At 72.3% G+C, this 26,620-nt stretch carries 27 protein-coding genes and 1 pseudogene; 13 read left to right on the forward strand and 15 right to left on the reverse strand.

Annotation, left to right across the window (positions count from 1 at the left end; translation table 11 throughout):
• Positions 1 to 26 precede the first annotated feature (26 nt).
• Together aat and MJ604_RS11205 are read left to right on the forward strand one after the other, a co-directional pair.
• Complete coding sequence (aat, locus tag MJ604_RS11200) at positions 27 to 719, forward strand: leucyl/phenylalanyl-tRNA--protein transferase (RefSeq protein WP_243058413.1); 693 nt, start codon at positions 27 to 29, stop codon at positions 717 to 719.
• A 5-nt stretch (positions 720 to 724) separates the two neighbouring features.
• Positions 725 to 1,330 carry a hypothetical protein gene (locus MJ604_RS11205; RefSeq protein WP_243058414.1) on the forward strand — a complete coding sequence of 202 codons (606 nt, stop codon included), beginning with the start codon at positions 725 to 727 and terminating at the stop codon, positions 1,328 to 1,330.
• Positions 1,331 to 1,332: 2 nt separating this feature from the next.
• On the opposite strand, the gene MJ604_RS11210 is transcribed toward MJ604_RS11205, so the two are convergent.
• Positions 1,333 to 1,650: a rhodanese-like domain-containing protein gene (locus MJ604_RS11210; protein WP_243058415.1), complete on the reverse strand. Its 318-nt coding sequence runs from the start codon at positions 1,648 to 1,650 to the stop codon at positions 1,333 to 1,335.
• 8 nt (positions 1,651 to 1,658) lie between these two features.
• A complete protein-coding gene (locus MJ604_RS11215) occupies positions 1,659 to 2,525 on the reverse strand; it encodes an Fpg/Nei family DNA glycosylase (RefSeq protein WP_243058416.1) in 867 nt (288 codons plus the stop codon).
• 59 nt (positions 2,526 to 2,584) lie between these two features.
• Here MJ604_RS11215 and MJ604_RS11220 point away from each other — a divergent pair, with 59 nt between their 5' ends.
• The 5 genes from MJ604_RS11220 (at position 2,585) to MJ604_RS11240 (ending at position 6,393) form a co-directional block, all read left to right on the forward strand.
• Positions 2,585 to 2,839, forward strand: a complete 255-nt coding sequence (locus MJ604_RS11220) for a hypothetical protein (RefSeq protein ID WP_243058417.1) — start codon at positions 2,585 to 2,587, stop codon at positions 2,837 to 2,839.
• 146 nt (positions 2,840 to 2,985) lie between these two features.
• Entirely contained in the window at positions 2,986 to 4,173 is a 1,188-nt protein-coding gene (locus tag MJ604_RS11225; protein WP_243058418.1) for an ATP-binding protein, read from the forward strand.
• A gap of 18 nt (positions 4,174 to 4,191) precedes the next feature.
• Positions 4,192 to 4,560 carry a VOC family protein gene (locus MJ604_RS11230; RefSeq protein ID WP_243058419.1) on the forward strand — a complete coding sequence of 123 codons (369 nt, stop codon included), beginning with the start codon at positions 4,192 to 4,194 and terminating at the stop codon, positions 4,558 to 4,560.
• Positions 4,557 to 5,348, forward strand: coding sequence for a glycerophosphodiester phosphodiesterase family protein (locus MJ604_RS11235; RefSeq protein ID WP_243058420.1), 792 nt, complete (start codon positions 4,557 to 4,559; stop codon positions 5,346 to 5,348). The genes MJ604_RS11230 and MJ604_RS11235 overlap by 4 nt, the downstream gene beginning before the upstream one ends.
• Positions 5,349 to 5,454: 106 nt before the next feature.
• Positions 5,455 to 6,393 carry a DUF5926 family protein gene (locus MJ604_RS11240; protein WP_243058421.1) on the forward strand — a complete coding sequence of 313 codons (939 nt, stop codon included), beginning with the start codon at positions 5,455 to 5,457 and terminating at the stop codon, positions 6,391 to 6,393.
• A 113-nt stretch (positions 6,394 to 6,506) separates the two neighbouring features.
• Here the strand turns inward: MJ604_RS11240 and MJ604_RS11245 are convergent, their stop codons facing one another.
• A complete protein-coding gene (locus tag MJ604_RS11245; RefSeq protein ID WP_243058422.1) occupies positions 6,507 to 6,989 on the reverse strand; it encodes a MarR family winged helix-turn-helix transcriptional regulator in 483 nt (160 codons plus the stop codon).
• 84 nt (positions 6,990 to 7,073) lie between these two features.
• Between MJ604_RS11245 and MJ604_RS11250 the strand changes: the two are divergent.
• Positions 7,074 to 7,864 (forward strand): annotated as a pseudogene (locus tag MJ604_RS11250) (SDR family NAD(P)-dependent oxidoreductase).
• 5 nt (positions 7,865 to 7,869) lie between these two features.
• Here MJ604_RS11250 and MJ604_RS11255 read toward each other — a convergent pair.
• The 4 genes from MJ604_RS11255 to larB all read right to left on the reverse strand — a co-directional run bounded on the left by MJ604_RS11255 (position 7,870) and on the right by larB (position 11,581).
• Entirely contained in the window at positions 7,870 to 9,078 is a 1,209-nt protein-coding gene (locus tag MJ604_RS11255; RefSeq protein WP_243058423.1) for an arginine deiminase, read from the reverse strand.
• Positions 9,079 to 9,159: 81 nt separating this feature from the next.
• Positions 9,160 to 9,744, reverse strand: a complete 585-nt coding sequence (locus MJ604_RS11260) for a TMEM165/GDT1 family protein (RefSeq protein ID WP_243058424.1) — start codon at positions 9,742 to 9,744, stop codon at positions 9,160 to 9,162.
• Positions 9,744 to 10,901, reverse strand: coding sequence for a nickel pincer cofactor biosynthesis protein LarC (gene larC, locus MJ604_RS11265; RefSeq protein ID WP_243058425.1), 1,158 nt, complete (start codon positions 10,899 to 10,901; stop codon positions 9,744 to 9,746). The genes MJ604_RS11260 and larC overlap by 1 nt, the downstream gene beginning before the upstream one ends.
• A complete protein-coding gene (gene larB / locus MJ604_RS11270; RefSeq protein ID WP_243058426.1) occupies positions 10,898 to 11,581 on the reverse strand; it encodes a nickel pincer cofactor biosynthesis protein LarB in 684 nt (227 codons plus the stop codon). The genes larC and larB overlap by 4 nt, the downstream gene beginning before the upstream one ends.
• A gap of 69 nt (positions 11,582 to 11,650) precedes the next feature.
• Here larB and MJ604_RS11275 point away from each other — a divergent pair, with 69 nt between their 5' ends.
• Complete coding sequence (locus tag MJ604_RS11275; protein WP_243058427.1) at positions 11,651 to 12,421, forward strand: VOC family protein; 771 nt, start codon at positions 11,651 to 11,653, stop codon at positions 12,419 to 12,421.
• 21 nt (positions 12,422 to 12,442) lie between these two features.
• On the opposite strand, the gene MJ604_RS11280 is transcribed toward MJ604_RS11275, so the two are convergent.
• Positions 12,443 to 13,294: a prephenate dehydratase gene (locus tag MJ604_RS11280; RefSeq protein ID WP_243058428.1), complete on the reverse strand. Its 852-nt coding sequence runs from the start codon at positions 13,292 to 13,294 to the stop codon at positions 12,443 to 12,445.
• A 34-nt stretch (positions 13,295 to 13,328) separates the two neighbouring features.
• On the opposite strand from MJ604_RS11280, the gene MJ604_RS11285 reads away from it, so the two are divergent.
• The 4 genes from MJ604_RS11285 to MJ604_RS11300 are packed head-to-tail and all read left to right on the forward strand — an operon-like array spanning position 13,329 to position 15,269.
• On the forward strand, positions 13,329 to 13,742 hold the full coding sequence (locus MJ604_RS11285; RefSeq protein ID WP_243058429.1) for a hypothetical protein: 414 nt from the start codon (positions 13,329 to 13,331) through the stop codon (positions 13,740 to 13,742).
• Between the two features lie 9 nt (positions 13,743 to 13,751).
• Positions 13,752 to 14,393 (forward strand): HAD family hydrolase, encoded by a 642-nt coding sequence (locus MJ604_RS11290; protein ID WP_243058430.1) that lies wholly within the window; start codon positions 13,752 to 13,754, stop codon positions 14,391 to 14,393.
• Positions 14,394 to 14,402: 9 nt separating this feature from the next.
• A complete protein-coding gene (locus MJ604_RS11295; RefSeq protein WP_243058431.1) occupies positions 14,403 to 14,792 on the forward strand; it encodes a DUF4446 family protein in 390 nt (129 codons plus the stop codon).
• Positions 14,793 to 14,801: 9 nt separating this feature from the next.
• On the forward strand, positions 14,802 to 15,269 hold the full coding sequence (locus MJ604_RS11300; protein ID WP_243058432.1) for a nitroreductase family deazaflavin-dependent oxidoreductase: 468 nt from the start codon (positions 14,802 to 14,804) through the stop codon (positions 15,267 to 15,269).
• Here the strand turns inward: MJ604_RS11300 and MJ604_RS11305 are convergent.
• The 7 genes from MJ604_RS11305 to MJ604_RS11335 all read right to left on the reverse strand — a co-directional run bounded on the left by MJ604_RS11305 (position 15,256) and on the right by MJ604_RS11335 (position 26,557).
• Positions 15,256 to 16,605: an MFS transporter gene (locus MJ604_RS11305; RefSeq protein WP_243058433.1), complete on the reverse strand. Its 1,350-nt coding sequence runs from the start codon at positions 16,603 to 16,605 to the stop codon at positions 15,256 to 15,258. The two genes, MJ604_RS11300 and MJ604_RS11305, sit on opposite strands and share 14 nt — an antisense overlap.
• Positions 16,606 to 16,742: 137 nt before the next feature.
• The gene (locus tag MJ604_RS11310; RefSeq protein WP_243058434.1) at positions 16,743 to 17,420 is read right to left on the reverse strand and encodes a response regulator transcription factor; all 678 of its coding nucleotides are present in this window, start codon (positions 17,418 to 17,420) and stop codon (positions 16,743 to 16,745) included.
• The gene (locus MJ604_RS11315; RefSeq protein ID WP_243058435.1) at positions 17,417 to 19,909 is read right to left on the reverse strand and encodes a DUF4118 domain-containing protein; all 2,493 of its coding nucleotides are present in this window, start codon (positions 19,907 to 19,909) and stop codon (positions 17,417 to 17,419) included. The genes MJ604_RS11310 and MJ604_RS11315 overlap by 4 nt, the downstream gene beginning before the upstream one ends.
• A 2-nt stretch (positions 19,910 to 19,911) precedes the next feature.
• Positions 19,912 to 20,526: a potassium-transporting ATPase subunit KdpC gene (kdpC, locus tag MJ604_RS11320; protein WP_243058436.1), complete on the reverse strand. Its 615-nt coding sequence runs from the start codon at positions 20,524 to 20,526 to the stop codon at positions 19,912 to 19,914.
• Position 20,527: 1 nt separating this feature from the next.
• Complete coding sequence (gene kdpB / locus MJ604_RS11325) at positions 20,528 to 22,504, reverse strand: potassium-transporting ATPase subunit KdpB (RefSeq protein ID WP_243058437.1); 1,977 nt, start codon at positions 22,502 to 22,504, stop codon at positions 20,528 to 20,530.
• Positions 22,501 to 24,150 (reverse strand): potassium-transporting ATPase subunit KdpA, encoded by a 1,650-nt coding sequence (kdpA, locus tag MJ604_RS11330; protein ID WP_243058438.1) that lies wholly within the window; start codon positions 24,148 to 24,150, stop codon positions 22,501 to 22,503. Before kdpA ends, kdpB begins: the two co-directional genes overlap by 4 nt.
• 835 nt (positions 24,151 to 24,985) lie before the next feature.
• The gene (locus MJ604_RS11335; protein WP_243058439.1) at positions 24,986 to 26,557 is read right to left on the reverse strand and encodes a diacylglycerol kinase family protein; all 1,572 of its coding nucleotides are present in this window, start codon (positions 26,555 to 26,557) and stop codon (positions 24,986 to 24,988) included.
• Positions 26,558 to 26,620: the final 63 nt, after the last annotated feature.

Genomic DNA, 26,620 nt, shown 5'->3' on the forward strand with positions numbered 1-26,620 from the left:
GTACGGACTGCCACTACCTTCGACCCGTGACCCCCGAGGAGCCGCCGCCGACCCGATGGTCGTTCGGCGACCCGTCGGCGTACGACGAGCTCGACGACCTCGTGGCGATCGGCGCCGACCTCCAGCCCGGCACCCTGCTCGAGGCGTACCGCCGCGGGCTGTTCCCGATGCCGTCCGGGCAGCGCGGCGACCCGATGTACTGGTTCTGCCCCGTGCGCCGCGGTGTGCTGCCGCTGGACCGGCTGCGGGTCTCGCGGTCGCTGCTCCGCTCCTGCCGCGACTTCGAGATCCGCGTCGACACGGCGTTCGACGAGGTCGTCGCCGGCTGCGCGGACCCGACCCGGCCGTCCGGCTGGATCGACCGCGACATCCGGGCGGCGTACGGCGAGCTGCACCGGCTCGGGTGGGCGCACTCGGTCGAGACGTGGCGCGACGGCGAGCTGGCCGGCGGGCTGTACGGCATCGCGATCGGCGGGCTGTTCGCGGGGGAGTCGATGTTCCACCGCGTGCGAGACGCGTCCAAGGTCGCCCTGGTCGCGCTGGTCCAGGGCCTGGCCGACGAGCACGCCGCGGACCGGCTGCTCGACGTCCAGTGGCTGACCCCGCACCTCGCCTCGCTCGGCGCGGTCGAGGTGTCGCGAGCGACGTACCGCCGCCGGCTGGAGCGGGCGCTGCCGCTGCCCGCCCCTGGCCTGTTCGCCGCCGGCCCGCCAGGATGAAGTCCATGAGGACAACAGCTCGGAAGGCAGCCGTCGCGCTGGCGGGCACCGCACTGGCGCTCGGCACGCTCGTGGGGTGTGGCGACGACGGCGGCGACGGTGCGTCCAGCGCTCCGGACAACGCCTCGGAGGAGGACTTCTGCGAGGCGTTCGGCTCGTTCTTCACCGACATCCTCGGACAGGCGATGGAGGGTGACCCCGGCGACGCCGTGGAGGCGATCAAGGACTGGGCCGAGGAGATGCAGGACGTCGGCCTGCCCGCGGACGCCCCCGACGAGGTGCGCGACGGCTTCGAGGTCTTCGTCGACGCCGCCCGGGACCTGCCCGACGACGCCTCGCTCGCGGACCTGCAGACCCTCGGCGACGACCTCAGCGAGGCCGACCAGGAGGCCGGCGACGCGTTCGGCGACTGGGCCGCCGAGACCTGCCCCGACGCCGTGCCCGGCCTGTCGGACCTGCCTACGGACCTGCCGACCGACCTGCCGACGGACCTGCCGAGCGATCTCGAGTCGATGATGAGCGACCTGCCGACCGAACTGCCGACCGACCTGGACCCGAGCGAGCTCGAGTCGATGCTCAGCGAGCTGACCGCCTCGATGGACGCCGGCTAGGGCTAGACGACCTGGGGAGGCCGGCCGGTGTCGCTCACCATCGGGCGCCCGGCCGCTTCCCAGTCGAGCATCCCGCCGGCGAGGTTCACCGCGTCGACGCCCTGCTGCTGCAGCCAGGCGGTGACCTGCGCGGAGCGGCCGCCGACCTTGCACACGACGAGGGTCTGACCCTCGGGGATCTCGGCGTACCGCACCGGGATCAGCGACATCGGGATGTGCACCGCCCCCTCGATGTGCGCGTGCTCCCACTCGACCGGCTCGCGCACGTCGAGGACGACGAGCCCGTCGGGCAGCGGGTCGGGGACCTGGTCGATGCTCACGGTGGGGATCATTTGAGGAGCTTGCTCATCCTTCGGTCGGCCAGCGGCTTGCCGCCGGTCTGGCAGGTGGGGCAGTACTGCAGGCTGGAGTCGGCGAAGGACACCTCGAGCACGGTGTCGCCGCAGACCGGGCACGTCTGGCCGGCCCGGCCGTGGACCGCGAGGTTCGACTTCTTCTCGCCCTTGAGCTCGCTGGCGTGCAGCCCGCGGGAGCGCTCGACCGCGGCGCCGAGCGTGTCGCGCACGGCGGCGTACAGCGTGGCGAGCTCGTCGTCGGTGAGGCTGTTCGACGGCTTGAACGGCGACATCCTCGCGGCGTGCAGGATCTCGTCGGAGTAGGCGTTGCCGATCCCCGCGATCGTCCCCTGGTGGCGCAGCACGCCCTTGAGCTGCTTGCGCCCCTCCTTCTCGAGGATCTCCTGCAGCCGCTCGATCGTGAAGTCGTCGGTGAGCGGGTCCGGCCCGAGGCTGGCGATGCCCCGGACGTCCTGCGGGTCGCGGACGACGTACGCCGCCAGGCTCTTGCGGGTCCCGGCCTCGGTGATGTCGAGCCCCGACTGGTCGTCGAGCACCACGCGGAGCGCGAGGGTGGACTTGGTGCTCGGCTTCGGCGGGATCGTCGGGACCTCGTCACGCCAGCGCACCCAGCCCGCGCGGGCGAGGTGGAGCACCAGGTGCAGCCCGGAGGCCTCGATGTCGAGGAACTTGCCGTGCCGGCTGACGTCGTCGACCAGCGTCCCCTCGAGCGCCGACAGCGGCGGGTCGAAGGTCTTCAGCGCGCTGAACGCCGCGATGTGGATCTTCGCGATGGCGTGCCCGTCGAGCCGGCCCTTGAGGTCGAGGGCCAGCGCTTCCACCTCGGGCAGCTCGGGCACGCCAGTGAGTCTAGGCAGAACCGGTGACAGAGGTTGAGGACGAGGCGCATGATGGAGGGGTGACCGTCGTCCGCCCGCTGCCGGAGACGGGGTCGATCTTCCTCGACGCCCGTGGTGGCGACCGCGCGCTGCGGGCCACCTGGCACCAGGAGTCCGGCCTGGTGGTCCTCTCGCTCTGGCGCGACAACGTCTGCGCGGGCTCCTTCCGCCTGGCGATCGACGAGGTCCCCGAGCTGATCGACATGCTCCGCGCCGGCCTGGTCCGCTCCTACGAGTCCGCCCGCGACCGGATCAGCGCCGTCGAGTCCGCCTGACCGCTCCTGGGCCGTTCCGCTTGTAACGCGGTGTTCTGGAGTCTTCTATCCCCGCAATAACGGGGTGACCAGAGCCCATAACCCCGCGTTACAAGCGGCGGCGAGTTGTCTAGGAACAACGCTAGACACCTGGATATCGTCCTGACATGGACCCGATCCGGAACCCGTACGCGCCGGGAGCGGGGCAGCGGCCGCCGCTGCTGGCCGGGCGCGACCGCGAGCTCCAGCAGTTCGAGATCACGCTGGAGCGGATCGCGGCGGGGCGCCCGGAGCGCAGCATGGTGCTGTTCGGGCTGCGCGGCGTGGGCAAGACGGTGCTGCTCAACACCCTCCGCGGCCAGGCGGTACGCCGCGCCTGGGGGACCGGCAAGATCGAGGCGCGGCCCGACCAGAGCATCCGGATCCCGATCGCCCAGGCGGTGCACGCCGCGATCCGCGAGGTCGGGCACCGCCACCGCGACCCGGACCGCCCGGACGAGGTCGCGGGCGTGCTGCGCAGCTTCGCGCTCCGCACCGAGCTGGACGCCCGCAAGGGCAGGCGGTGGACCCCGCCGCTCGACGTACCCGCCACCAAGGGCCGCGGGGACTCCGGCGACCTCGAGCTCGACCTCGTCGAGCTGTTCACCGACCTCGGGGGGCTCGCCCGGGACCTCGGCGTCGGCGTCGCGCTGTTCATCGACGAGATGCAGGACATCGCGCCGGTCGAGCTCGCCGCCTTGTGCGGCGCCTGCCACGAGATCAGCCAGCAGGGCGCGCCGCTGATCGTGGTCGGCGCCGGGCTGCCGCACCTGCCGGTGGCGCTGGCCGCGTCGAAGTCGTACGCCGAGCGGCTGTTCCGCTACGTCCCCGTCGACCGGCTCCCGCGCGAGATGGCGAACCCGGCGTGGACGCGCCCGGCCGCGACCGAGGGCGTGCAGTTCGAGCAGGACGCCCTGGACGTGCTGTACCGGCTGACCGACGGCTACCCCTACTTCGTCCAGGCGTACGGCAAGGCCACCTGGGACGCGGCCGTCACCAGCCCGATCACGGTCCGCGACGTGCTCACCGCGGCCCCCGAGGCCGGCGCCGAGCTCGCCGTCGGGTTCTTCGGCGCCCGCTTCGACCGGGCGACCCCGGCCGAGCGCGAGTACATGAGCGCGATGGCCGACCTGGGCGCCGAGCACGGCGACGCCGCGATCTCGACCGCCGAGGTCGCCAAGCACCTCGACCGCAAGCCGCAGTCGCTGTCGCCCGCGCGCGACGGGTTGATCAAGAAGGGCCTGGTGTACTCCGCCGAGCGCGGGAAGGTGTCGTTCACGGTCCCGCACTTCGGGATGTTCCTCCGCTCCCGCTGAGGCTGTCATCATCACGTCATGGACCCCGTCCAGATCGTCCAGGTCGCCCAGCACGCCGACGACCTCGACCGCGCGACCGCGTTCTACACCGAGCTCCTCGGCGCGGCCCCGGTCGCGACGTACGACCCGCCCGGCCTGGTGTTCTTCGACGTCGGCGGCGTCCGGCTGATGCTCAGCACCGGCAGCGAGCGCGCGACGATCTACCTCCGCGTCGACGACATCGACGCGGCTGTGGCGCGGCTGCGCGACCACGTCGAGTCCGAGCCGCACGTGATCTTCGGGCACGACGACGACGCCCTCGGCCCGGCCGGCACCGACGAGTGGCAGGCGTTCCTGCGCGACACGGAGGGCAACCTGGTCGGTCTCGTGGAGCACCGCGCCCGGTGAGGCCGCAGGTCGTCGCCCATCGTGGCGCCAGCCACGAGAACGCCGAGCACACGCTCGGGGCGTACGTCGCCGCGCTCGACGCGGGCGCCGAGGCGCTCGAGTGCGACGTCCGGATGACCGCCGACGGCCACCTCGTGTGCGTGCACGACCGTGACCTGCGGCGGACGGCCAGTACCAAGGCCGCCGTCTCCACGATGGAGCTCGCCGAGCTGGACGAGCTCGACTTCGCCGCCTGGAAGAACCCCTGGCGCGAGCTCGACGACGAGGCGCCGGCCCGCGACGAGCGGCTCGACCGGGTGCTGACGCTGCGCACGCTCCTGGAGGTGGTCGCCGACTACGACCGCCGGGTCGAGGTGGCGATCGAGACCAAGCACCCGACGCGGTACGGCGGCCTGGTCGAGCGCCGGCTCGTCGAGCAGCTGCGCCACCTCGGCTGGGACCGGCCGGACTCCCCGGCGCGGGTGATGAGCTTCTCGATCTCGGCGCTGCGGCGCGTGGAGAGGCTCGCGCCCGACGTCCCGCTCGTGCAGCTGGTCGAGAAGGCGCGGCACTGGCCGGCGCTCAGCAAGGTGATCGGCAAGGACTGGATCGTCGGCCCGGGGATCCGCGAGCTCGACGACCACCGGAAGCTGGGGCCGCGGATCACCAGGGCGGGGCACGACCTGCATGTGTGGACGGTGAACACCCCCGCTCACCTGGACCTGTGCCTCGAGCTCGGGGTGAAGGCCGTGATCACGGACCGTCCGGCGTACCTGCTGGACCTGCTGGATGAGCGGGAGGCCCGCTGACGCGGCCGGTGTCTCGACACGCAGGTCGCGACCTCGTTCCTCGGTCGCGCCGCTCGCTCGACCACCACCATCGGGTCCGCGACGCGATCCCGATAGCCTCTGGCCCATGGCCAAGAAGTCCCGCACCAAGTCCCAGCCGAAGCCGTCGACCGAGGGCGAGGTCGGCCCCCGTCAGCCCTGCCCCTGTGGGTCCGGCAAGCGGTACAAGGCCTGCCACGGCGCCGCGGGCGATGCGCCGACGCCGTTCGTGAGCCGACCGTTCGAGGGACTGCCGTCGGAGTGCGACGTCGTCGCGATGCGCGAGCTGGTGCCGGCCGCCACCGCCGAGCTCACCCTGAAGGACTCCGACCGCAAGGTCGTGCTCTGCTCGCTGCTGCCGATGGCGGTGCCCGCGATGGTCCGGGCGAGCGGCGAGATCTGGCTGGGGCTGCAGGTCCAGCACAACTTCGGTGACCCCGCGCGCGACCTCGGCGCGGTGCTGACCAAGGCGCTGGAGTCCGAGACCGGCCTCGTCGGTCTCACCGACCCGCCGGGCGAGGGCCCGCGGCTGCAGGACCTCGTGAAGGGCGACCGGCTGGCGGTGACCGTGCACGACGGCTTCGACTTCTGGGTCGCCGACGTCGAGGACGAGGACGAGCGCGCGGCGTTCGCCGCCTCCCTGGAGCACGCCAACGCCGCGGCCATGCCGACCGCCCGCCTCACCACCGTGGAGTCGGCGTACTGGACCAACGTCGGCTCGAAGGAGCACCTGCGCTGGGTGATGCCGGAGCCCGAGGACCAGCTGCTCGACGCGCTCGCGCGGCTGCACGCGGCCGGCAAGGACGTGCTGGTCGAGGGCTCGCGGTTCGTCGGGATGTTCCGCGCCCACGGCCTGCTCGCGCCGGTCTGGGACCTGCCGGTCGGCACCGGCCCGGAGGCGCTGGAGGAGCCCGCCGAGCGGTTCGCGGCCGACCTGAAGGCCGCGCTCGCCGACGACTCCGACCTCACCGGTGACGAGCGCTCCGCGCGCTCGGGACTCGCCAACCGCCAGGTCACGATCCGCTGAACACGCCGTACGGCGTGGTGGTTGTGCGCCGCGCCGTACGGAACGTAGATTCGTCACGCTCGGTCGTTGTCGTGTCCCCCGTCGACAACGGCCGAGCCTTTTCGTGCCACGGCTCAGCCGGACGGCGCCCAGCCGCCCTCGTCGCGGATGGCGCGCGCGATCCGCTGGCTGATCTCCCGCAGCTGCCGCGTCTGTGACGTCGTGAGCCGGTCGAGGACGAGCCGTCGCACCACCTCCACGTGGCCGGGGGTCGCCTGCCGGACCTTCTCCTGCCCGTCCTCGGTGATGATCGCCAGCGTGTAGCGACCGTCGGTGGGGTCGGGTGTGCGGCGCAGCCAGCCGCGGGACTCCAGTCGCGCGGCCGCGCGCGACAGTCGCGTGAGCGTGCTGTTCGCGTAGCCCGCCAGCACGCTCATCCGGAGCGTCCCTTCAGGGGCCGCGGCGAGCGCGTACAGGACGCCGTACTCGAAGTGCGTCAGCTGGGCGTCGCGCTGGAGCTGGGCGTCCAGGGCGGGCGGCAGCCACTCGAGCACCGTCGCCAGGGCGGCCCAGGTCTCGAGGTCCTCGCCGGTGAGCTCGGAAGGGGAGTCGGGCATGGCCACAGCGTACGTGACTTGCTTGAGCAAGTCATCCGACCTACCGTTGACTTGTCTGAGCAAGTCAACGAGAGGAAGAGAAGCATGGATCTGGGGCTGACGGGCAAGCGGGCCTTCGTGAGCGGATCGACGCAGGGGATCGGGTACGCCGTCGCGCGAGCGCTCGCCGAGGAGGGTGCGGCCGTCGTCCTCAACGGGCGGACCGCTGCGGGAGTGGACGCGGCCGTCGAGCGGCTCCGGGCGGTCGTGCCGGGCGCGGACGTGTCCGGGATCGCGGCCGACTTCGTGGACCCGTCCCAGGTGCGCGGGCTGCTGAGCTCGCTCGGCGACGTGGACGTCCTGGTGAACAACGTCGGCGTCTTCGACGTCGCCCCGTTCGACCAGATCGCGGACGACGAGTGGCAGCGGTACCTCGACGTGAACCTCATGAGCGGGGTCCGCCTGTCGCGCCACGCGTTGCCCGGCATGCTGGCCCGGGGCTGGGCCGGATCATCTTCATCAGCAGCGAGTCGGGCGTGAACGTCCCCGCCGACATGGCGCACTACGGGGTGACCAAGGCCGGCATGCTCGCCCTGGGCAACGGCCTGGCCAAGCTCACCCGCGGCACGAGCGTCACCGTGAACACCATCCTGGGCGGACCCACGTACTCCGACGGAGTCGCCGAGGCCGTCGGCGGCATCGCCCGGGCGCAGGGGATGCCCGCCGAGCAGCTGAAGAGCGCGATCGCGGCGGGCAACACGACGTCATTGCTGGAGCGCTTCCTCGAGCCGACCGAGATCGCCCACCTCGCGGCCTACCTGGCGAGCCCGCTGTCGTCGGCCACCAACGGCGCCGCTCTCCGCGCCGACGGGGGAGTGCTCACCGGCGTGCTGTGAGCCGATCAGCTCTCGGTGAGCGGCGCCCGCTCGACCGGACAGCTCATGCACCGCGGCCCGCCACGGCCCGAGCCGAGCTCGGAGCCGGCGATCCGCACGACCTCGATGCCGGCCTCCTCGAGCCGCGCGTTGGTCTCGACGTTGCGCTCGTACGCGACCGCCACCCGCGGCGCGATGGCCAGCGTGTTGTTGCCGTCGTCCCACTGCTCGCGCTCGGCGGTGACCGGGTCCAGGCCGGTGTCGATCTGGTGCAGCGTGTCGATCTCCATCGCCTTCGCCGCGGCGACCAGGAACGGCTCGGCACCGGCCACGGAGAGGGCCCCGTCGCCGTCGCTGTCCGGCGTGACGGCGTACGCCGTCAGCGTGTCCGCGACGGCCGGGTACATCACGATCTTGTCGACGTCGACCATCGTGCACACCGTGTCGAGGTGCATGGTCGCGCGCTCCTGCGCGATCGGTACGGCGAGCACGGTGTGCGCGAGGCCGTCGTGGAAGACCTGGCGGGCGAACCGCTCGACGCCGGCAGGGGTGGTGCGCTCGCCGACGCCGACCGCGATCACGCCCGGCGCCATCAGCAGGACGTCGCCACCCTCCACGTGCTCGTACTGCCAGCCGTGGATCGTGCGCGAGCCGCGGAAGCGGGGGTGCTCGGTGTAGATCAGCTCGGTCAGCTGGGTCTCGCGCGAGCGCGCGGGCATCGCCAGCGACGTGATCGCGACCCGGTCGCGCACCCATACCGACGAGTCGCGCGTGAACAGCAGGTTCGGCAGCGGGTCGATGAGGAAGTCGTCGCTGGCGAGCAGCGAGGTGACCAGGCCGAAGCCGCCGCGCACCTCGTCGTTGCGGATCCCCGCGGTGAGGTAGCCGGTCAGCTCCTCCGGCGCCGCCTCGCTGAGGTAGCGCGCGAGGTAGGCGCGCAGGGTGTCGCCGAGGTGCAGACCGGCCAGCGCGGTGGTGATCGCGTGGTTGCGGGCGTCGTCCTGGGCGAGCGTCTCGGTGAGCAGCTCGGTGAGGTACAGCACCTCGACGCCGCGGTCGCGCAGCGCCTGGGCGAACCCGTCGTGCTCCTCCTGCGCCCGCGCGACCCACGGGATCCCGTCGAACAGCAGCTTGTCGTTGTTGCGCGGCGTGAGCCGCTTCAGCTCGTTGCCGGGGCGGTGGAGGAGGACGGTCTCGAGACGGCCGACCTCGCTGTCGGCGCCGTGGATGCTCATGACCGGCACTCTAGATGGCCAGATTCCACGGGCTCGCACGCTCCGCGCCGCTCGCCGGCACGAGCCCCTGGAGCCACCCACCTAGAAGAGCAGGCCGTACGCCGTGACCCCGGCGAGCACCAGGCACACGGCGGCGCCGATGTAGTGCAGGACGTGCAGCTTCACGAACCGCTGCAGCTGCCGGCCCGCGACCACCGCGAGACCGCTGACGACGAGCAGGGCGCCGAGGGCGCCGATGAACACCGAGATCGGGTTCTCGTACTTCGCGACCAGGGAGATCGTCAGCAGCTGCGAGAGGTCGCCCCACTCCGCGGCGAACAGCACGAGGAAGCTGGCGATCACGGCCTGGAGGCCGTGCACGTTCTTGGTCTCGATCTCCTCGCCCTCGCTGGCCTGGTGGCTGCGGCCCTCGCGGATCAGGATCACCGCGCCGGCGAGGAACATCAGGGCCGCCGCGGCGTGCACGAGGGTCTCGGGCAGGAACGACACGGCATGGCCGAGCGCGACCGCGACCACGGTCTGCACCAGGAACGCCAGGCTGACGCCGACCCAGACGAGGATCGGGCGGTACTTCGTCGCCAGCACCAGCGTCGCGAGGAACGTCTTGTCGGGCAGCTCGACGACGAAGATGGCCAGGAACGTCAGGCCGATGACTGCGGGGTCCATCAAGGGAGGAACTTCCTAGCGAGGGCGGTGGCTTCGGCGAGCACGTCTGCGACCGGGCGCCCGAGCTCGACCGCGGCTCGAGCCACGTCGTCGTACTCCGGCTGCGCGTTCACGACGGCGCCGTCGTGGCGGGCGATCTTGACGGCCACTGCTCGGCCGTCGACCTGGACCTGAACCATCTCACGCTCGAGCGCGTGCTTCGTCAGCGGCTGCTCGCGCAGCCCGATCGTCGAGGTCTGCCGGAAGATCGCGGCGCGGACGTCGGCCGCGCGGTCGGCGTCGACGAGGGCGCTCAGCGTGTGCGCGGGGCGTCCCTTCTTCATGAGGATCGGGGTCAGCCACGCGTCGGACGCGCCTGCCTCGAGCAGCGCCGCGATCACGTTCGGCCACACCCTCGGGTCGAGGTCGTCGACGTTGCACTCGAGCAGGAGCGGGCCGTCGGGGGTCGAGCCCGCCGAGGCGCCGACGAACAGCCGCAGCACGTTCGCGTGCCCCTCCGGGTCGCGACCGCCGGCGCCGACGCCGATCGCCTCGACCGTCATGGCCGGCTGCGGCCCGTACGCCGTCGCCAGCGTGGTCAGCAGCGCGGCGCCGGTGGGGGTGCAGGCCTCCATCGCGACGGGGCCGGCGTACGACGGGACGCCGCGCAGCAGCTCGGCGACCGCGGGCGGCGGCACCGGCAGCGTGCCGTGCGCGGTCCGGACGGTGCCCGAGCCGACGGCGACGGGGGAGACCGTGACGCTGGTCCCGTGGCCGTGGCGAGCGCCGAGGTGGGCGAAGCCGGCGCAGACGCCGACCACGTCCGCGATCGCGTCCAGCGCGCCGACCTCGTGGAAGTGCACGTCCTCCGGCGTGGTGCCGTGGACCGCTGCCTCGGCGACGGCGAGCCGCTCGAAGACCGCGAGCGCGGTGCCCTCGAGCAGCGGCCGGAGGTCGCGCCAGGCGCGGTGGTGACGGGACTCGGTGCCCTCGACGTGCACCCGGGTCGCGGCCAGCCCGTTGCGGCGTACCTCCTCGACGCGGAGCGTCACCGGCTCGGGCGTGACCGCGTCGATCGCGTCCTGGAGGACGGTGAGGGGTACGCCTGCGCCCACGAGCGCACCGAGCAGCATGTCGCCGCTGGCGCCCGCGGACGCGTCGACCCAGATCGCGGTCATCGCACGGTCTGCCGGGCGACCCGGGCGGCGTGCACCCCGGCGCCGTAGCCGTTGTCGATGTTCACGACCGTCACGCCGGGCGCGCAGGAGTTGAGCATGGCGAGGAGCGCGGCGATCCCGCCGAGCGAGGCGCCGTACCCGACGCTCGTGGGCACCGCGACCATCGGGACGCCGGTGAGGCCGCCGACCACGGACGGCAGCGCGCCCTCCATCCCGGCGACCACGACCAGGCAGTCCGCGGCCTCGAGCCGCTCGCGGACCGAGAGCAGGCGGTGCAGCCCGGCCACGCCGACGTCGTCGATCCGGTCGACCCCCGCGCCGTGCACGGCCACGGTCAGCGCGGCCTCGGCGGCGACCGGGGCGTCGGAGGTGCCGGCGGCGACGACCGCGACCGTGCCGCGCGGCTCGGGCAGCGGCCCGAGCGTCACCGCCCGGGCGACCAGGTCGATGTCCGCGTCCGGCAGCGCCCGGCTGACGACGTCCAGCGCCTCGGGCGCCAGGCGGGTCGCGAGCACGGCCCGCTCGGGGTGCTTCTCGTGGAGCGCGCGGAGGATCCCGACCACCTGGTCGGGCGTCTTGCCGGCGCCGTACACGACCTCGGGGTCGCCGGTGCGCGCCGCGCGGTCGACATCGACGCGCGCGAAGCCGAGGTCCTTGGTGCGGGGGTCCTGCTGGTCCACGAGAGGAACCTACTCGGCCGCCCCGGCGAGGGCATTGCCACTGTCGGTGGTCGGGTGTTCCCTGGGTCCATGTCCAGGTTCGAGAGGTATGCACAGGGCACGCCGAGCTACGTCGAGCTCGCGACGCCCGACCAGGAGTCGGCGAAGGCGTTCTACGGTCCCCTCTTCGGGTGGGACCTCGAGGACGTCCCGATGGGGGAGATGGGCACGTACGTCGCGGTGAGCAAGGACGGCGCCGCGGTCGCCGGGATCACCGGGCAGCCGCCGGGGGTGACCGACCATCCTGCGTGGTGGGCCGTCTACCTGACCGTCGACGACGTGGACGCGGCCACCGCGAAGGTCGGGCCGGCCGGCGGGCGGGTCGACGCCGAGCCGTTCGACGTCTTCGACATGGGCCGGATGTCCGCGATCGCCGACCCGACCGGCGCCCGGGTGAACCTCTGGCAGCCCCGGTCCTCGATCGGCACCGAGATCGCGAACGAGCCCGGCACCCTGATCTGGAACGAGGTGATCACCCCCGACGTGCCGGCAGCGACGACGTTCTACGCCGACGTCCTCGGCGTCGCCTGGGAGGACCAGCCGATGGAGGGCGGAGCGGCGTACACCTGCCTGATGGTCGAGGACCGCCAGGTCGGCGGGGCGATGGCGCCGCCGGACGACGGCATCCCCCCGCACTGGAACGTCTACTTCAACGTCGAGGACGCCGACGCCACGATCGCGCGGGCGACCGAGCTGGGCGGCAGCGTGGTCGCGCCGGCCTTCGACGTGCCCGGCGTGGGCCGGATGGCGGTGCTCGCCGACCCGCAGGGCGGCATGTTCAACCTGATGCAGAACCCGTAGCCGGGCCGGGAGCTGGCCGTCTCAGCTGACCTCGGCGCGGAACGGGTCGGCGGGGTAGACGCCGAGGATCTTCACCTCGGTGGTGAAGAACGACAGCTCCTCGAGCGCGTTCTTCAGGCCGACGTCGTCGGGGTGCCCGTCGACCTCGGCGAGGAACTGGGTGGCGGTGAACTCCCCGCCGACCATGTAGCTCTCCAGCTTGGTCATGTTCACGCCGTTGGTCGCGAAGCCGCCGAGCGCCTTGTAGAGCGCCGCGGGCAGGTTGCGCACGTTGAAGATGAAGCTGGTGACGACGGGGCCGTTGCCGGCCGGCGCCTCGATCAGGTCGCGGGACAGCACCACGAACCTGGTGGTGTTGTGGTCCTCGTCCTCGACGTCCGCGGCCAGGATCTCCAGGCCGTAGATCTCCGCGGCCAGCGGCGGCGAGATCGCACCCTGGGTCGGGTCGTCGAACTCCACCACCTCGCGGGCGGCGCCGGCGGTGTCACCGGCGATCACCGGCTTGAAGCCGTGCTCGCGGATGAGCTTGCGGCACTGGCCGAGCGCGTGCACGTGGCTGTGCACGGTCGTGATCGTGTCCAGCGACGACCCCGGGAGCCCCATCAGGCAGAACCGGATGCGCAGGAAGTGCTCGGCGATGATGTGCAGCCCCGAGTCGGGCAGGAAGTGGTGGATGTCGGCCACCCGGCCGGCGATCGAGTTGTCGATCGGGATCATCGCCAGGTCGGCGTCCCCGGACTCCACGGCGGCGAAGACGTCCTCGAACGACGCGCACGGCACCGACTCCAGGTCGGGGTAGTGCTCCATGCACACCTGGTGGGAGTTGGCGCCAGGCTCACCCTGGTAGGCGATGCGTCGTGTCACGCCCGCCATGGTTCCACGTCCCGCGTCGGGCAGGATGGGGCGTGTGACTGGTGGACGCACCGCCGCGTGGGTCCGCGCGCACCCCGCCGACGTGGTCGACTTCTTCGTCTACGTCGTCGTGCTGAACCTCGCGGTGGAGTACCTGCCCGCGGTGATCAGCGAGGGGTTCACGCTGTCGCTGCTGACCGCGGCCCTGCTCAAGGGGGCCCTCGAGATCGTCATCCGGCTCAAGGGCGCGATCGTGGGGCGGCTGCGCAGCGCGCAGACGCGCACCGGCAAGGCCGTGGCCGCGGTCTCACTGTGGCTCGTCGCGGTCGGGAGCAAGCTGGTCGTGCTCTGGGTGGTCGACGTCGCGTTCGGGGGGCGGGTCAGCCTGGGCGGCTTCATCCCGGTGACCCTCCTGGTCCTGGCGCTGCTGTTCTCGAGGTCCACGGTCCGGCGCCTGCTGTTCACCTAGGCTCGGCGCGTGCCGACGTACGACGCCTGCCTGATCGACGTGTTCGAGACCGTGCTCAGCGTGGACAACGCCCGGCACGCGATCCGGTTCGCGGCGCGCGCCGGCGTCTCCCCGGGCGGCTTCGCGTCCGCGGCCGCCGAGTGGGGCGCGAAGCTCACCGACGGCCGGGCGACCCTCGCTGAGGCGATCACGGCCGTCGTCCGTGGCAGCGGTGGCGAGCCGGAGGAGGACGAGGTGGCGGCGCTCGTCGCCGCCGACCGGGAGCTCATCATCGAGCTCGCGGTGCTCCACCCCGACACGGTCCCGTTCCTCGAGGAGCTGCGCGCCGCGGGGGTCCGGACCGCCTTCGTCAGCAACTGCTCCGAGAACACCCGGCCCCTGCTCGACGCGCTCGGGCTCAGCGACCTGGTCGACGAGCTGGTGCTCTCGTGCGAGGTCGGCTCGGCCAAGCCCGAGCCGACGATCTACCAGGTCGCGCTCGACCGGCTGGGCGTCACCGCCGACCGGGCCGTCTTCGTCGACGACCAGCAGCGGTTCTGCGACGGCGCGACCGACCTCGGGATCACCGCGATCCGGATCGACCGGCGCGGGACCACCGGCGACGTGAACACGCTGGCCGGGCTCGCCGATCGCCTCTTCGCTCGCGCCTAGGCTCATCGGGTGGAGATCCTCGCGCTGGCCGTCGCCGTCGTCGCCCTGCTGGTCGCGCTCGTGGCGGTACGCCGGGCCGGGCGCCCCCGCGGCGGCACGGGCGTCGACGCGATGCCCGAGGACGTGCACGGGCTGCGCCAGGAGGTCGCGGCGCTGCGCGCGGAGGGCACCGACGCGCTGCGGCACGTCTCGGTGGTGCGGTACGACGCGTTCGGTGACATGGGTGGTCATCTCTCGTGGTCGATCGCGCTGGCCGACGACGGGGGCAACGGGTTCGTGCTCACCTCGATCCACGGCCGCAGCGAGGCGCGGACCTACGCCAAGAGCGTCGCCGGCTGGGCGTCGGACCAGCAGCTGTCCCCGGAGGAGCTGGAAGCGATCGAGCGCGCCCGCCCGTAGGGTCGGCGCATGAAGCTGTTCACGCCGGTCGCGGTGAGGCTCGGTGCCCAGCCCTGGCTGCCGAGGTACGCCAAGCTCATCGTCGGGATGGACCTGTTCCTGCAGAGGATCACCCGAGGCCGGCTCAGCGTCATGGACTTCGCCGGGCTGCCGGAGCTGCTGCTCCAGGTGCCGGGGCGGAAGTCCGGCATCCTGCGCACGACCCCGCTCCTGACCGTCCCGCACGGTGACGGCTGGCTGGTCGTCGGCTCGAACTGGGGCCGCCCCGAGCCGCCGGCCTGGGTCGGCAACCTGGTCGCCGCGCAGGACCCGATGGTCACCTTCAAGGGCCGCACCATCGCCGTCGACGCCAAGCTCCTGGCCGGCCCGGAGCGCGACGAGAAGTGGGCGGTCGCCACCGCGACCTGGCCGAACTACGACAAGTACGCCCAGCGCACCGACCGCGAGCTGCCGATCTTCTGGCTCACTCCGCGATGAGCGACGGCGGGGGCGGCGGGACCACCCCGTCGGCCCCGTAGGCCCCGTCGGCCCCGTCGGCACCGCGGTGGTCGCCCGCGCGGGCGTCGGCGAGCACCTCGGCCGGGACGTGCTGCTCGAGGAAGCGGCGCGCCAGTGCCGTCGACGGGTGGATGAGCACCGTCGCGACGACGATGATGCCGGCGATGAGCAGCCAGCCGGTGGCGCCCCAGTTCATCGCGAGGAACGTGAAGACCGCAGGCGCCCACACCTTGCCGAGCGTCGAGGTCAGCCCCGCCGCACCCTGGTAGGCGCCACGGCGCCGCGGGTCCATCAGCTCGGCCTCGAAGGCCCAGCTCGCCGCCGACAGGTAGAGCTCGGCGCCGGTCACGGTGACGTGTCCCAGCCAGACCAGCGCGATCGTCACCCAGCCGACGGTGTCGTGGGTGAACAGCGTGATCAGGCAGGAGATCACGAAGAACGTCGACGACACCCGGACCGCGCGGAGCGCGGTCGGTACGTCGTGCACGCCGCGGGAGGCGGCCATCGGCAGGAAGATGCACATCACGGTGTTCGTCCCGAACAGGAACGCGAGCAGCACGTGGGGTGCGTCGGTCTCCTGCACCAGCCACAGCGGGATCACGATGTTCAGCAGCACCTGGTTGGTCCAGAAGACCCCGGTGAAGAACGTCGTGAGCAGCCAGCCGACGTTCCGCATCGGTCCCGGTCCCGGGATGGTGACCTTCCGCTCCTCCGGGGTGAGCTCGTCGTGCGACGCGTTCGGCAGCCGCGTCACGAAGACCGCGTTGACGAGGAACACGGCCGACGTGAACCACGGCACGGCCTTCAGGATGCTGTCCGAGTCGAAGGCGAGCGCGATGCCGCCGCTCATCGCGCCGAGCGTGAAGCCGAGGTTGAGCGCCGAGTACATGTACGCGCGGGACCGCACGCGCTCGTCGGCCGGCAGCACGTCGATCGTGTACGCGTGGAACGCGACCTGACCGAGGACGCCGATGACCTCCATGCCGATCGCCATCAGCAGGTAGCCCTGGAAGTCGTCGATGAACGGCCAGAACACGAACATCCCGGCCTGCCCGGCGGCGCTCAGAGCCCACATCTTCTTCGGGCCGAACCGGTCCACGAGCTTGCCCATCGGCAGCGCGACGAGGAACGACGCGACCCCGGCGATCGTGAGTCCGAGACCGACCTGGGCGGCAGACAGGCCGACGATCTGCGTGAAGAACACCGCGGACCCGGTCATGAAGGTGCCGTCGCCGAGGGCGAACAGCAACGACTGGATCGAGAGCCGGCCGGCGAGCGGGGACGGGGGGCGTGCGTGGCGCAGGACAGCGAACATCAGGGCGAACTCTCCCCTGTCCAGGTGGCCGGTGTCGCCGGGTTTTCCTGCTCGGGCTCGGCACGCCGGTCGCGACCTCGCGAGCTTCGCGCGGCTCGCTCGACCGCCATCAGCGGATCCGCTTTCGCGTCTCCGCCCTACGGTTCCAGCGTGTAGCCCAGGCCCGGTGAGGTGACCAGGTGCCGCGGGTGGGCCGGGTCGTCCTCGAGCTTGCGGCGCAGCTGGGCGGCGTACACCCGCAGGTAGTTCGTCTCGTGCTCGTACGACGGTCCCCACACCTCGCGCAGGATCCGCTCGCGGGGCACCAGCCGCCCGACGTTGCGCGCGAGCAGCTCGAGGAACGACCACTCCGTGGGCGTGAGGCGTACGTCGGCGCCGCTGCGCGCGACGCGCTTGCGGGCGAGGTCGATGGTGAGCGCCCCGACCACGACCTCGGACTGCTCCGGCTCGCCGGCCTGGCCGCGGCGCACCGCCGCGCGCAGCCGGGCCATCAGCTCGTTCATCGCGAACGGCTTGGTCACGTAGTCGTCGGCGCCCAGGTCGAGCGCCTCGACCTTGTCCTCACCGTGCTGGCGCGCCGACAGCACCACGATCGGCACCGACGTCCAGCCGCGGAGCCCGGCCAGCACCTCGGTGCCGTCCATGTCCGGCAGGCCGAGGTCGAGGACCACGACGTCCGGGTGCTCGGTGGCCGCGGCGTCCAGGGCGGACCGGCCGTCGGCCGCGGTCACGACCTCCCAGCCGTGCGCGCGCAGGTTGATCGCGAGCGCTCGCGCCAGCGCGGGCTCGTCGTCGACCACCAGGACCTTGCTCATCCGCGCCTCATGCTCGCCCGCGGCACCGCCAGGATCATCGTCAGCCCTCCACCCGGTGTGTCCTCGGCACTGAGCCTGCCACCGACCGCCTCGGTGAGCCCGCGCGCCACCGCCAGCCCGAGACCGAGCCCGCCGGCGGAGGTGTCGCCGAGCCGTTGGAACGGCTCGAACATCCGCTCCCGCTGCGCAGGCGGCACCCCGGGACCGCGGTCGACCACCAGGATCTCGATGGTGTCCGGCAGCACGTGGGCGAGCACGCGGACCGGCTCGCCCGCGGAGACCCGGACCGCGTTGCCGACCAGGTTCGCGACCACGCGCTCCAGGAGGCCGGCGTCGGTGCGCACCAGCGGGAGCGACTCCTCGACGTCGAGGACGACCGCGTCGGCCGGGTGCCCGGCGACCGCGAGCGGGAGCACCTCCTCGAGGCTGCGCGCGCGCAGGGTCGGGTGCAGCAGCCCGGACTCGATCCGGGACAGGTCGAGCAGGTTGTCGATGAGCCGCTCGAGCTGCTCGGTGGACGTCTCGACCGCGGCGACGAGCTCCTGCTGGTCGGCGGGGTCGAGCGAGCCGGACACCAGCCCGTCGACGGACGCGCGCATCGTGGCCAGCGGCGTTCGCAGGTCGTGCGAGACCGCGCGCAGGATCGCGGTGCTGGTCGCCTCGGCCCCTTCCAGGGCGGCGGCGCGCTCGTCGCGCTCGCGCAGCCGGCGGTACTCGAGCACCAGTCCCATCTGGACCGCGAACCCCTCGAGCACCCGCCGGTCCGACGCGCGCAGCGGCCCGCCGCAGAGCACGATCACGTGGTCGTCGTCGACGGTGACCCGGGTGTCGGCCTCCTCGGGCTCGCCAGCGGGCGAGTCCCCGCTCGAGGCGACCACGGTCCAGCCGGCCGCGCCGCGCGCGAGCAACGAGGCGGAGCGTTGTCCGAACGTCTCCTGCAGCCGGGCGACCACCGCCTCCGCGGTGTCCTGGCCGGTCAGCACCGAGCGCGAGAGGGAGCCCATCGTGGCCGCCTCCGTCCGGGCGCGGACGGCGTCCGAGGCACGCCGCGAGGCGCGGTCGACCACGCTCGCGACCCCGATCGCGACGGCGACGAAGACCACCAGCGCCACGACGTTCAGCGGCTCGGAGACCGTGAGCCGGTTGACCGGTGGGGTGAAGAACCAGTTCATCAGCACGAAGCCGCCGAGCGCCGCGACCAGCGCCGGCAGCATCCCGCCGACCAGCGCGACCAGGACGGTGACCGCCAGGAACAGGAGCACGTCGAGCGGCAGCTGGTCGGGGTCGTCGGACAGCTGGAGCACGAACGTCAGCAGCACCGGCAGCAGGACCGACAGCACCAGTCCGACGACCTGGCGGCGCCGGCTCAGCGGTGAGGCGTACCAGCGCGGCCGGCCGACCTCGGCGCCCTGCTCGTGCGTGACGAGGTGGACGTCGATGGTGCCGGCGAGCGACGCGATCCGCTCGCCCGTCGTACCGGTGAAGAGGCGGCGCACCCGCCCGTGCCGCGAGATCCCGACGACGATCATCGTGGCGTTCGCGCCGGTCGCGAAGTCCACGACCGCCTGCGACACGTCCTCGCCGGCGACGGCGTGGAACGTGCCGCCGAGCGAGGAGACCAGCTGCTGCGCCCGCGCGATCCGGGCCTCGTCGGGGTTCGCGATGCCGTCGCTGGAGATCACGTGCACGGCCAGCAGCTCCGACCCGGCCGCGCGCTGGGCCAGCCGGGCGCCGCGGCGCAGCAGCGTCTCGCTCTCGGCTCCACCGGTGACCGCGACGACGATCCGCTCCTTGGCCGGCCAGGTCTGCTCGATCCGGTGCGCGCGCCGGTAGTCGCCGAGCGCGTCGTCGACCCGGTCGGCGAGCCAGAGCAAGGCCAGCTCGCGCAGCGCGGTCAGGTTGCCGACCCGGAAGTACGACGTGAGCGAGGCGTCGATCTGGTCGGCCCGGTAGACGTTGCCGTGGGCCATCCGGCGGCGCAGCGCGTCCGGCGCCATGTCGACGAGCTGGATCTGGTCGGCGGTGCGGACCACGTCGTCCGGCACGGTCTCCCGCTGCCGGACGCCCGTGATCCGCTCGACCTCGTCGTTGAGCGACTCCAGGTGCTGGATGTTGACCGTGGTGATCACGTCGATGCCCGCGCGCCGGATCAGCTCGACGTCCTCGGCCCGCTTCTCGCGGACGCTGCCCGGCACGTTGGTGTGGGCGAGCTCGTCGACACAGACCACCGCCGGCTTCCGGGCGATGATCGCGTCGACGTCCATCTCGGTGAAGGTGGTGCCGCGGTAGGAGACCTCCGCACGCGGCACCACCTCGAGCCCGGCGACCATCTCGGCCGTGTGCTCGCGCCCGTGCGTCTCGACGTACCCGACGACGACGTCGGTGCCGCGCTCGCGCCGGCGGCGCGCCTCGCCGAGCATCGCGTAGGTCTTGCCGACGCCGGGCGCGGCGCCGAGGTAGACCGTCAGCCGTCCCCGACGCTCCTCCATGCTCACGATCCTGCCAGCCCCCGGATCGCGATGTTCAGCAGCAGCACGTTGACCCGGGGCTCGCCGAGGACCCCCCAGGTCCGCCCAGAGGTGTTCTCGGCGACCAGGTCGCGCACCTCGTCCTCGCTGAGGCCGTTGGCGGCCGCGACGCGCGGCACCTGCAGGGCGGCGTACGCCGGCGAGATGTCCGGGTCGATGCCCGAGGCCGAGGCCGTCAGCGCGTCCGGCGGTACGGCGGCCGGGTCGACGTCCTCGCGCTCCGCGATGGCCGCTCGGCGCTCCTCGATCGCGGCCACCAGGTCGGGGTTGTTCGGACCGAGGTTGGAGCCGTAGGTGCTGAGCAGGTCGTAGCCGTCGCCGGCTGCGGACGGCCGGTTGTGGAACAGCGCCGGGTCGTCGCCGGCCTGCCCGACGATCGCCGAGCCGACGGCCTCGCCCGTGTCGGTCGTGCGGGCGCCGGTCGCCGTGACCAGCGAGCCGTCGGCTTGCCACGGGAAGGCCACCTGGGCGACCCCGGTCACCAGCAGCGGGTAGCCGACCCCGAGCAGGAGCGTCATCGCGACGAGCACCCGCAGCCCGGCGAGGCTGTGGCGGAACAGTGCGTAGATGTCCAACATGTCAGATCCCCGGAATCAGTGAGATGACGACGTCGAGCAGCTTGATGCCCAGGAAGGGGGCCACCAGGCCGCCGATGCCGTAGATGAGGAGGTTGCGGCGCAGCAGCGCGGTCGCCGAGGACGGCCGGTACCGCACGCCGCGCAGCGACAGCGGGATCAGCGCGACGATGACCAGCGCGTTGAAGACGACCGCGGAGACGATCGCCGACTCGGGGCTCGATAGCTGCATGACGTTGAGGACGTCCAGCTGCGGGAAGGCCACGACGAACATCGCCGGCAGGATCGCGAAGTACTTCGCGACGTCGTTCGCGACCGAGAACGTCGTCAGCGCCCCGCGGGTGATCAGCAGCTGCTTGCCGATCTCGACGACGTCGATGAGCTTGGTCGGGTCGGAGTCGAGGTCGACCATGTTGCCGGCCTCCTTGGCCGCGGTCGTCCCCGTGTTCATCGCGACGCCGACGTCGGCCTGGGCCAGCGCGGGTGCGTCGTTCGTGCCGTCCCCGCACATGGCGACCATCCGGCCGCCCTCCTGCTCCCGGCGGATCAGCGCCATCTTGTCCTCGGGCGTGGCCTCGGCGAGGAAGTCGTCGACGCCGGCCTCCTGCGCGATGGCGGCCGCGGTGACGGCGTTGTCACCGGTGATCATCACCGTGCGGATGCCCATCGCCCGCAGCTCGTCGAACCGCTCCCGGATGCCGTCCTTGACGACGTCCTTGAGGTGGATGACGCCGAGCAGACGACCCGTCTCCCCCGATCTCTGGGCCACGACTAGCGGCGTGCCACCGGTGGAGCTCACCCCCTGGACCAGCTCGTCCAGCTCCGGCGTCGTACCTCCGGCCCACGCGGTGACCGCCGAGCCCGCGCCCTTGCGGATCTCGCGCCCGCCCGGCAGGTCGATGCCGCTCATCCGCGTGGTCGCGGTGAACTCCACCAGGCTCGCGCCGGCCGGGACCGGCCGGCGGTCGCCGACCAGTGCCACGATCGAGCGGCCCTCGGGGGTCTCGTCGGCGAGCGAGGACAGCAGGGACGCCTCGGCCAGCTCCTCAGGTGAGACACCGGCCAGCGGCAGCAGCGCGGAGGCCTGCCGGTTGCCATGCGTGATGGTGCCGGTCTTGTCCAGGAGGAGTACGTCGACGTCGCCCGCTGCCTCGACCGCGCGGCCGGACATCGCCAGCACGTTGCGGCGGACCAGCCGGTCCATGCCCGCGATGCCGATCGCGGAGAGCAGGGCGCCGATCGTGGTCGGGATCAGGCACACGAGCAGCGCGGTGAGCACGATCAGCGACTGGTGGGCGTCGCTGTAGTCGGCGACGAAGTAGAGCGAGCCGACGACCACGAGGAAGATCACCGTGAGCGTGGAGAGCAGCACGTTGAGGGCGATCTCGTTGGGCGTCTTCTGCCGCTCGGAGCCCTCGACCAGCGCGATCATCCGGTCCACGAACGACTGTCCGGGGTCGGAGGTGATGCGGACGACGATCCGGTCCGACAGCACGACCGTGCCGCCCGTGACCGCCGAGCGGTCGCCACCCGACTCGCGGATGACCGGCGCGGACTCGCCGGTCACCGCGGACTCGTCGACCGAGGCGACCCCTTCGATCACGTCACCGTCGCCGGGGATCCGTTGGCCGGCCTCGACGAGCACGACGTCGCCGGCGCGCAGAGCCGTGCTGGCGACCTCGTCGTACCCGCCGTCCGGGCGCCGTCGCTGGGCGGTCGTCTCCTGCTGGAGGGCGCGCAGGCTGGCCGCCTGGGCCTTGCCGCGGCCCTCCGCGACGGACTCCGCGAGGGTGCCGAAGAGCACGGTGAGCCAGAGCCAGACCGTCACGGTCCAGGCCATCGTGCTCGGGTCGAGCACCGCCATCACGGTGGTGGCGGCGGCGCCGATCTCGACGACGAGCATCACGGGGGTGCGCCACAGCTCCCGCGGGTCGAGCTTCCGGACGGCGCCGGGCAGCGCCTCGGACAGGTTGATGTTCACGACAGGGACTCCGCGATCGGGCCGAGGGCGAGCACCGGGACGTAGGTCAGGCCGACCACGACCAGGGCGACGCCCGAGAGGAGAGCCACGAACAGTGGCTTGTGGGTGGGCAGGGTGCCGGCGCTCGGCGGCAGGTGCTGCTGGCTCGCGAACCGCCCGGCCAGGGCCAGGACGAAGACGATCGGCAGGAACCGGCCGAGCAGCATCAGCAGCCCGAGCAGGGTGTCCCAGAACGGGGTGCCGGAGGTGAGTCCGCCGAAGGCCGAGCCGTTGTTGTTCGCGGCCGACGTGACGGCGTACAGCGCCTCGGAGAGGCCGTGCGGCCCGCTCTCCTGAAGCCCGGCGAGGCCGTCCTGCGCGGTGATCGCGACCGCGATCCCCGTCAGCACGAGCACCGGGGTGGCCAGGACGTAGAGCGCGACGAGCACGATCTCGCGCTGGCCGATCTTCTTGCCGAGGTACTCCGGCGTGCGGCCGACCATGAGCCCGCACAGGAAGACCGTCACGATCGCGAGCATCAACATGCCGTAGAGGCCCGATCCGACGCCGCCGGGAGCGATCTCGCCGAGCATCATGCCGAACATCGCGACGCCGCCGCCGGGGGCGGTGAGGGAGTCGTGCATCGAGTTCACGGCGCCGGTGGAGGTGCCGGTCGTGGCCGCCGCGAACAGCGCCGAGGCGGCGGTGCCGAAGCGGACCTCCTTGCCCTCCATCGCGCCGCCCGCGGCCGCCGGGGCGAGGCCGATGCCGGCCATCTCCGCCCAGGTCAGCAGGGAGATCGCGACGCCGAGCAGCAGCGCCATCACCGACACGACGGCGATGCCCTGGCGGCGGTCCTTCACGATCAGGCCGAACGCCCAGGCCATCGCGAACGGGATCACCAGCATCAGGAAGATCTGGACGATGTCCGTGAACGGCGTGGGGTTCTCGAACGGGTGGGCGGAGTTCACGTTGTAGAAGCCGCCGCCGTTGGTGCCGAGCTGCTTGATCGCCTCCTGGCTGGCGACCGGGCCGCCGGTGATCACCTGCGTGCCGACGGTGCGGTTGCCGACGAGGTTCTGGATCGCGCCGCAAGCCACCAGCACCAGGGCGGAGCCGGCCGCGATCGGCAGCAGCACGCGGACGGTGCCGCGGACCAGGTCGGACCAGAAGTTGCCGACCCGGCCGTCCTGCATCGACCGCGCGAGGCCGCGGGCGAACGCCGCGGCGACGGCCATGCCGACCGCCGCGGACACGAAGTTCTGCACGGTCAGGCCGGACATCTGGAACAGGTGGCCGACGGTGGACTCACCGGAGTACCACTGCCAGTTGGTGTTGGTGACGAAGCTGACCGCGGTGTTCCAGGCACCGTCGGCGGGGAGGGCGGCGTACCCGAGGCTCAGCGGCAGGTGCTCCTGCAGCCGGCCGAGCGCGTAGAGCCCGAGCAGGCCGACCAGCGAGAAGCCGAGCACGGACGTCGCGTAGGTCTTCCAGTGCTGGTCGGCGTCGGGGTCGACGCGCAGCAGCCGGTACGACGCGCGCTCGACGGCGAGGTGCCGCTGCGACGTGTAGGTGTGGGCCAGGTAGCGGCCGAGGAACGGGACCGCGACGGCGAGCGCGATGACGAGCACCGCGATCTGGCCGAGGGCGGGGGCGAGGCTGCTCACGTGAGCCTCCGATCCAGGGCGCCCGCCAGGAGGGCGAGCAACCCGAAGACCGCGAGGGTCAGCAGCACGTAGATGAGGTCGGACACGCCCCAGTCCTACGTCCGCAGGAGGCGCCTCCCCAGCCGTCTTGACGGTTCCTTGACGGCCTCCCGGCCGCCGTTGACGCAACCCTGACGGTGGGTGGTCTCGAGGCCCGCTTCGCTCACACCTCGACCACCGCCAGGGGGCGTCGGTGGTCGATCCTGTCGAGACCCCGGTGCTCGACTGTCTGCGTCGGCCGACGGGGACTCGCTGCTCGACCAGCGGGGGCGTCGGTGGTCGAGCCTGTCGAGACCCCGGTACCCGTCCGTCTGCGTCGGCCTACGGGGTCTCGCTGGTCGCTGGCGCTCGCTGCTCGACCAGCGGGGGCGGTCGGTGGTCGAGCTTGTCGAGACCCCGGTGCTCGTCCGTGTGCGTCGGCCGACGGGGTCTCGACGACGCTCGCTGGCGCTCGCTGCTCGACCAGCGGGGGTCCGTCGGTGGTCGAGCCTGTCGAGACCCCGCACCCGACTGTCTTGCGTCGGCCGACGGGGTCTCGACGACGCTCGCTGGCGCTCGCTGCTCGACCAGCGGGGGCGGTCGGTGGTCGAGCTTGTCGAGACCCCCGTGCTCGTCCGTCTGCGTCGGCCTACGGGGTCTCGACGACGCTCGCTGGCGCTCGCTGCTCGACCAGCGTGGGCGGTCGCTGCTCGACCAGCGGGGCGGTCGGTGGTCGAGCCTGTCGAGACCCCCGCACTCGACTGTCTGCGTCGGCCCACGGCGCTCGCTGGCGCTCGCTGCTCGACCAGCGGAGGGGCTAGCGCGGGACGCGCACCAGCAGCCGGCCGTGGACGCAGGTCATCCGCAGCTCCTTGCCGGGGCCGATCGAGTCGCCGTCGAGCTGGCGCGGGGTGTCGACCGCGGCGCGGATGACGATCGTGTGGCCGGTCATCCGGTTGATCAGCTCGTCGGTGCGCGACCGCTTGGCCAGCACCCGGTAGGCGAGCGGGATCCAGGACAGGAACTTCCGCGGGTGCAGCAACACGACGTCGAGCACGCCGTCGTCGATCGCGGCGTCGGGCAGCAGCGGCATGCCGGCCTGGAGGAAGCCGACGTTGCCGACCACGACGGTGCGGGCGCGGTGCTTGGTGAACTCGCCGTCATCGACGGAGATCTCCAGCCGGACCGCCGGGAACATGAGCGACTTCATCCCGGACAGGACGTAGGCGAGCCAGCCGACCTTCTTCTTGATGTCCTCGTTGACGCCCTCCATGATCGCGGCGTCGAAGCCCATCCCGGCCATCACCATGAAGTGGGTGTCGTCGAAGCCGTCGCCCGAGACCTCGACCAGGTCGATCGCCCGGTCCTGGCCGGTGAGGGCGACGTCGATCGCGGCGCGGATGTACAGCGGGATGTCCAGGTTGCGCGCGAGCAGGTTGCCGGTGCCGGCCGGGATGATCCCGACCGGGATGCCGGTGCCCGCGAGCTCGGCGCAGACCTCGCGGACGGTGCCGTCCCCGCCACAGACCAGCACCAGGTCGGCGCCGGCCACCGAGGCGGCCTCCGCCATGCCCGTGCCGGGGTCCTCGATGGTCGTGTAGTGCCAGGTCGGCGTCGACCAGCCGGCCTCGGTCGCCATCGAGGTCACGATCGACTCGAACTGGCCGACGTCCTCGACCTTGATCGGGTTCAGCACGACGGCGAGCCTGCGCTCGGAGCCGTACACCTGGGGCAGCGGCTCGACGCTCGCGGCGTGGCTGCGCGGCAGCGGGTTGTAGAGCGCGATGCCGAGCAGCACCATGCCCGCGCCGAGGGCGACCCCGCCGACCACGTCGGACGGGTAGTGCCGACCCAGCAGCACGCGGTCCAGGCAGACGAGCACGACGACCAGCGCGACGCCGGCGTACGCCGCCCGGCGCAGGTTGGCCCGCCGGACCAGCATCGACACCAGGATGATCACGATCCCGCCGAACGCGGCGATGCCCGAGGCGTGGCCGGACGGGTACGCGCCGTTGTGCAGCAGCGCCTCGGTGCTCTGCCACGGCGGGCGGTCGCGGTCGGTCAGCGCCTTGAGCAGCGTCGTCGTCAGCGAGGTCACGAGCATCACGCCGGCGGTGAAGTACGCCGCCCGGCGGTGCTTGCGGAACAGCAGGCCGGCGAGCACGACCGTGTAGATCGTCATCGCGACCGTGCCGAAGGCGATCTCGATCACCAGGAGCACGTCGTGCAGCCAGTCGGTGTCGGTCGCCCACGCCCGCGCGGACTGGCCGCGGTTGTCGAGGTCGACCAGCCAGGCCCACTCGGCCGCGACGCCGACGGCGAGCAGCCCGCAGAGCGCGAAACAGACGCCGGCCCAGGTCAGGACGAGGGCGCGAGGGCGGTCGAGCATGGTGGGAAGTATGCCCGGCGGCTCCGGCCATGCCCGAACTGGCGAGCGTGGTCGCCGTGGCCC

This window comes from Nocardioides sp. SR21 (genome assembly GCF_022761125.1).
Lineage (GTDB): Bacteria > Actinomycetota > Actinomycetes > Propionibacteriales > Nocardioidaceae > Nocardioides.

Coding starts and splice junctions, on each gene's coding strand:
- MJ604_RS11205 (WP_243058414.1), top strand. CDS start 725: ATGAGGACAACAGCTCGGAAGGCAGCCGTCGCGCTGGCGGGCACCGCA.
- MJ604_RS11225 (WP_243058418.1), top strand. CDS start 2,986: ATGGACCCGATCCGGAACCCGTACGCGCCGGGAGCGGGGCAGCGGCCG.
- MJ604_RS11230 (WP_243058419.1), top strand. CDS start 4,192: ATGGACCCCGTCCAGATCGTCCAGGTCGCCCAGCACGCCGACGACCTC.
- MJ604_RS11240 (WP_243058421.1), top strand. CDS start 5,455: ATGGCCAAGAAGTCCCGCACCAAGTCCCAGCCGAAGCCGTCGACCGAG.
- MJ604_RS11245 (WP_243058422.1), bottom strand. CDS start 6,989: ATGCCCGACTCCCCTTCCGAGCTCACCGGCGAGGACCTCGAGACCTGG.
- MJ604_RS11255 (WP_243058423.1), bottom strand. CDS start 9,078: ATGAGCATCCACGGCGCCGACAGCGAGGTCGGCCGTCTCGAGACCGTC.
- MJ604_RS11260 (WP_243058424.1), bottom strand. CDS start 9,744: ATGGACCCCGCAGTCATCGGCCTGACGTTCCTGGCCATCTTCGTCGTC.
- larC (WP_243058425.1), bottom strand. CDS start 10,901: ATGACCGCGATCTGGGTCGACGCGTCCGCGGGCGCCAGCGGCGACATG.
- MJ604_RS11275 (WP_243058427.1), top strand. CDS start 11,651: ATGTCCAGGTTCGAGAGGTATGCACAGGGCACGCCGAGCTACGTCGAG.
- MJ604_RS11280 (WP_243058428.1), bottom strand. CDS start 13,294: ATGGCGGGCGTGACACGACGCATCGCCTACCAGGGTGAGCCTGGCGCC.
- MJ604_RS11300 (WP_243058432.1), top strand. CDS start 14,802: ATGAAGCTGTTCACGCCGGTCGCGGTGAGGCTCGGTGCCCAGCCCTGG.
- MJ604_RS11305 (WP_243058433.1), bottom strand. CDS start 16,605: ATGTTCGCTGTCCTGCGCCACGCACGCCCCCCGTCCCCGCTCGCCGGC.
- MJ604_RS11310 (WP_243058434.1), bottom strand. CDS start 17,420: ATGAGCAAGGTCCTGGTGGTCGACGACGAGCCCGCGCTGGCGCGAGCG.
- MJ604_RS11315 (WP_243058435.1), bottom strand. CDS start 19,909: ATGGAGGAGCGTCGGGGACGGCTGACGGTCTACCTCGGCGCCGCGCCC.
- kdpC (WP_243058436.1), bottom strand. CDS start 20,526: ATGTTGGACATCTACGCACTGTTCCGCCACAGCCTCGCCGGGCTGCGG.
- MJ604_RS11335 (WP_243058439.1), bottom strand. CDS start 26,557: ATGCTCGACCGCCCTCGCGCCCTCGTCCTGACCTGGGCCGGCGTCTGT.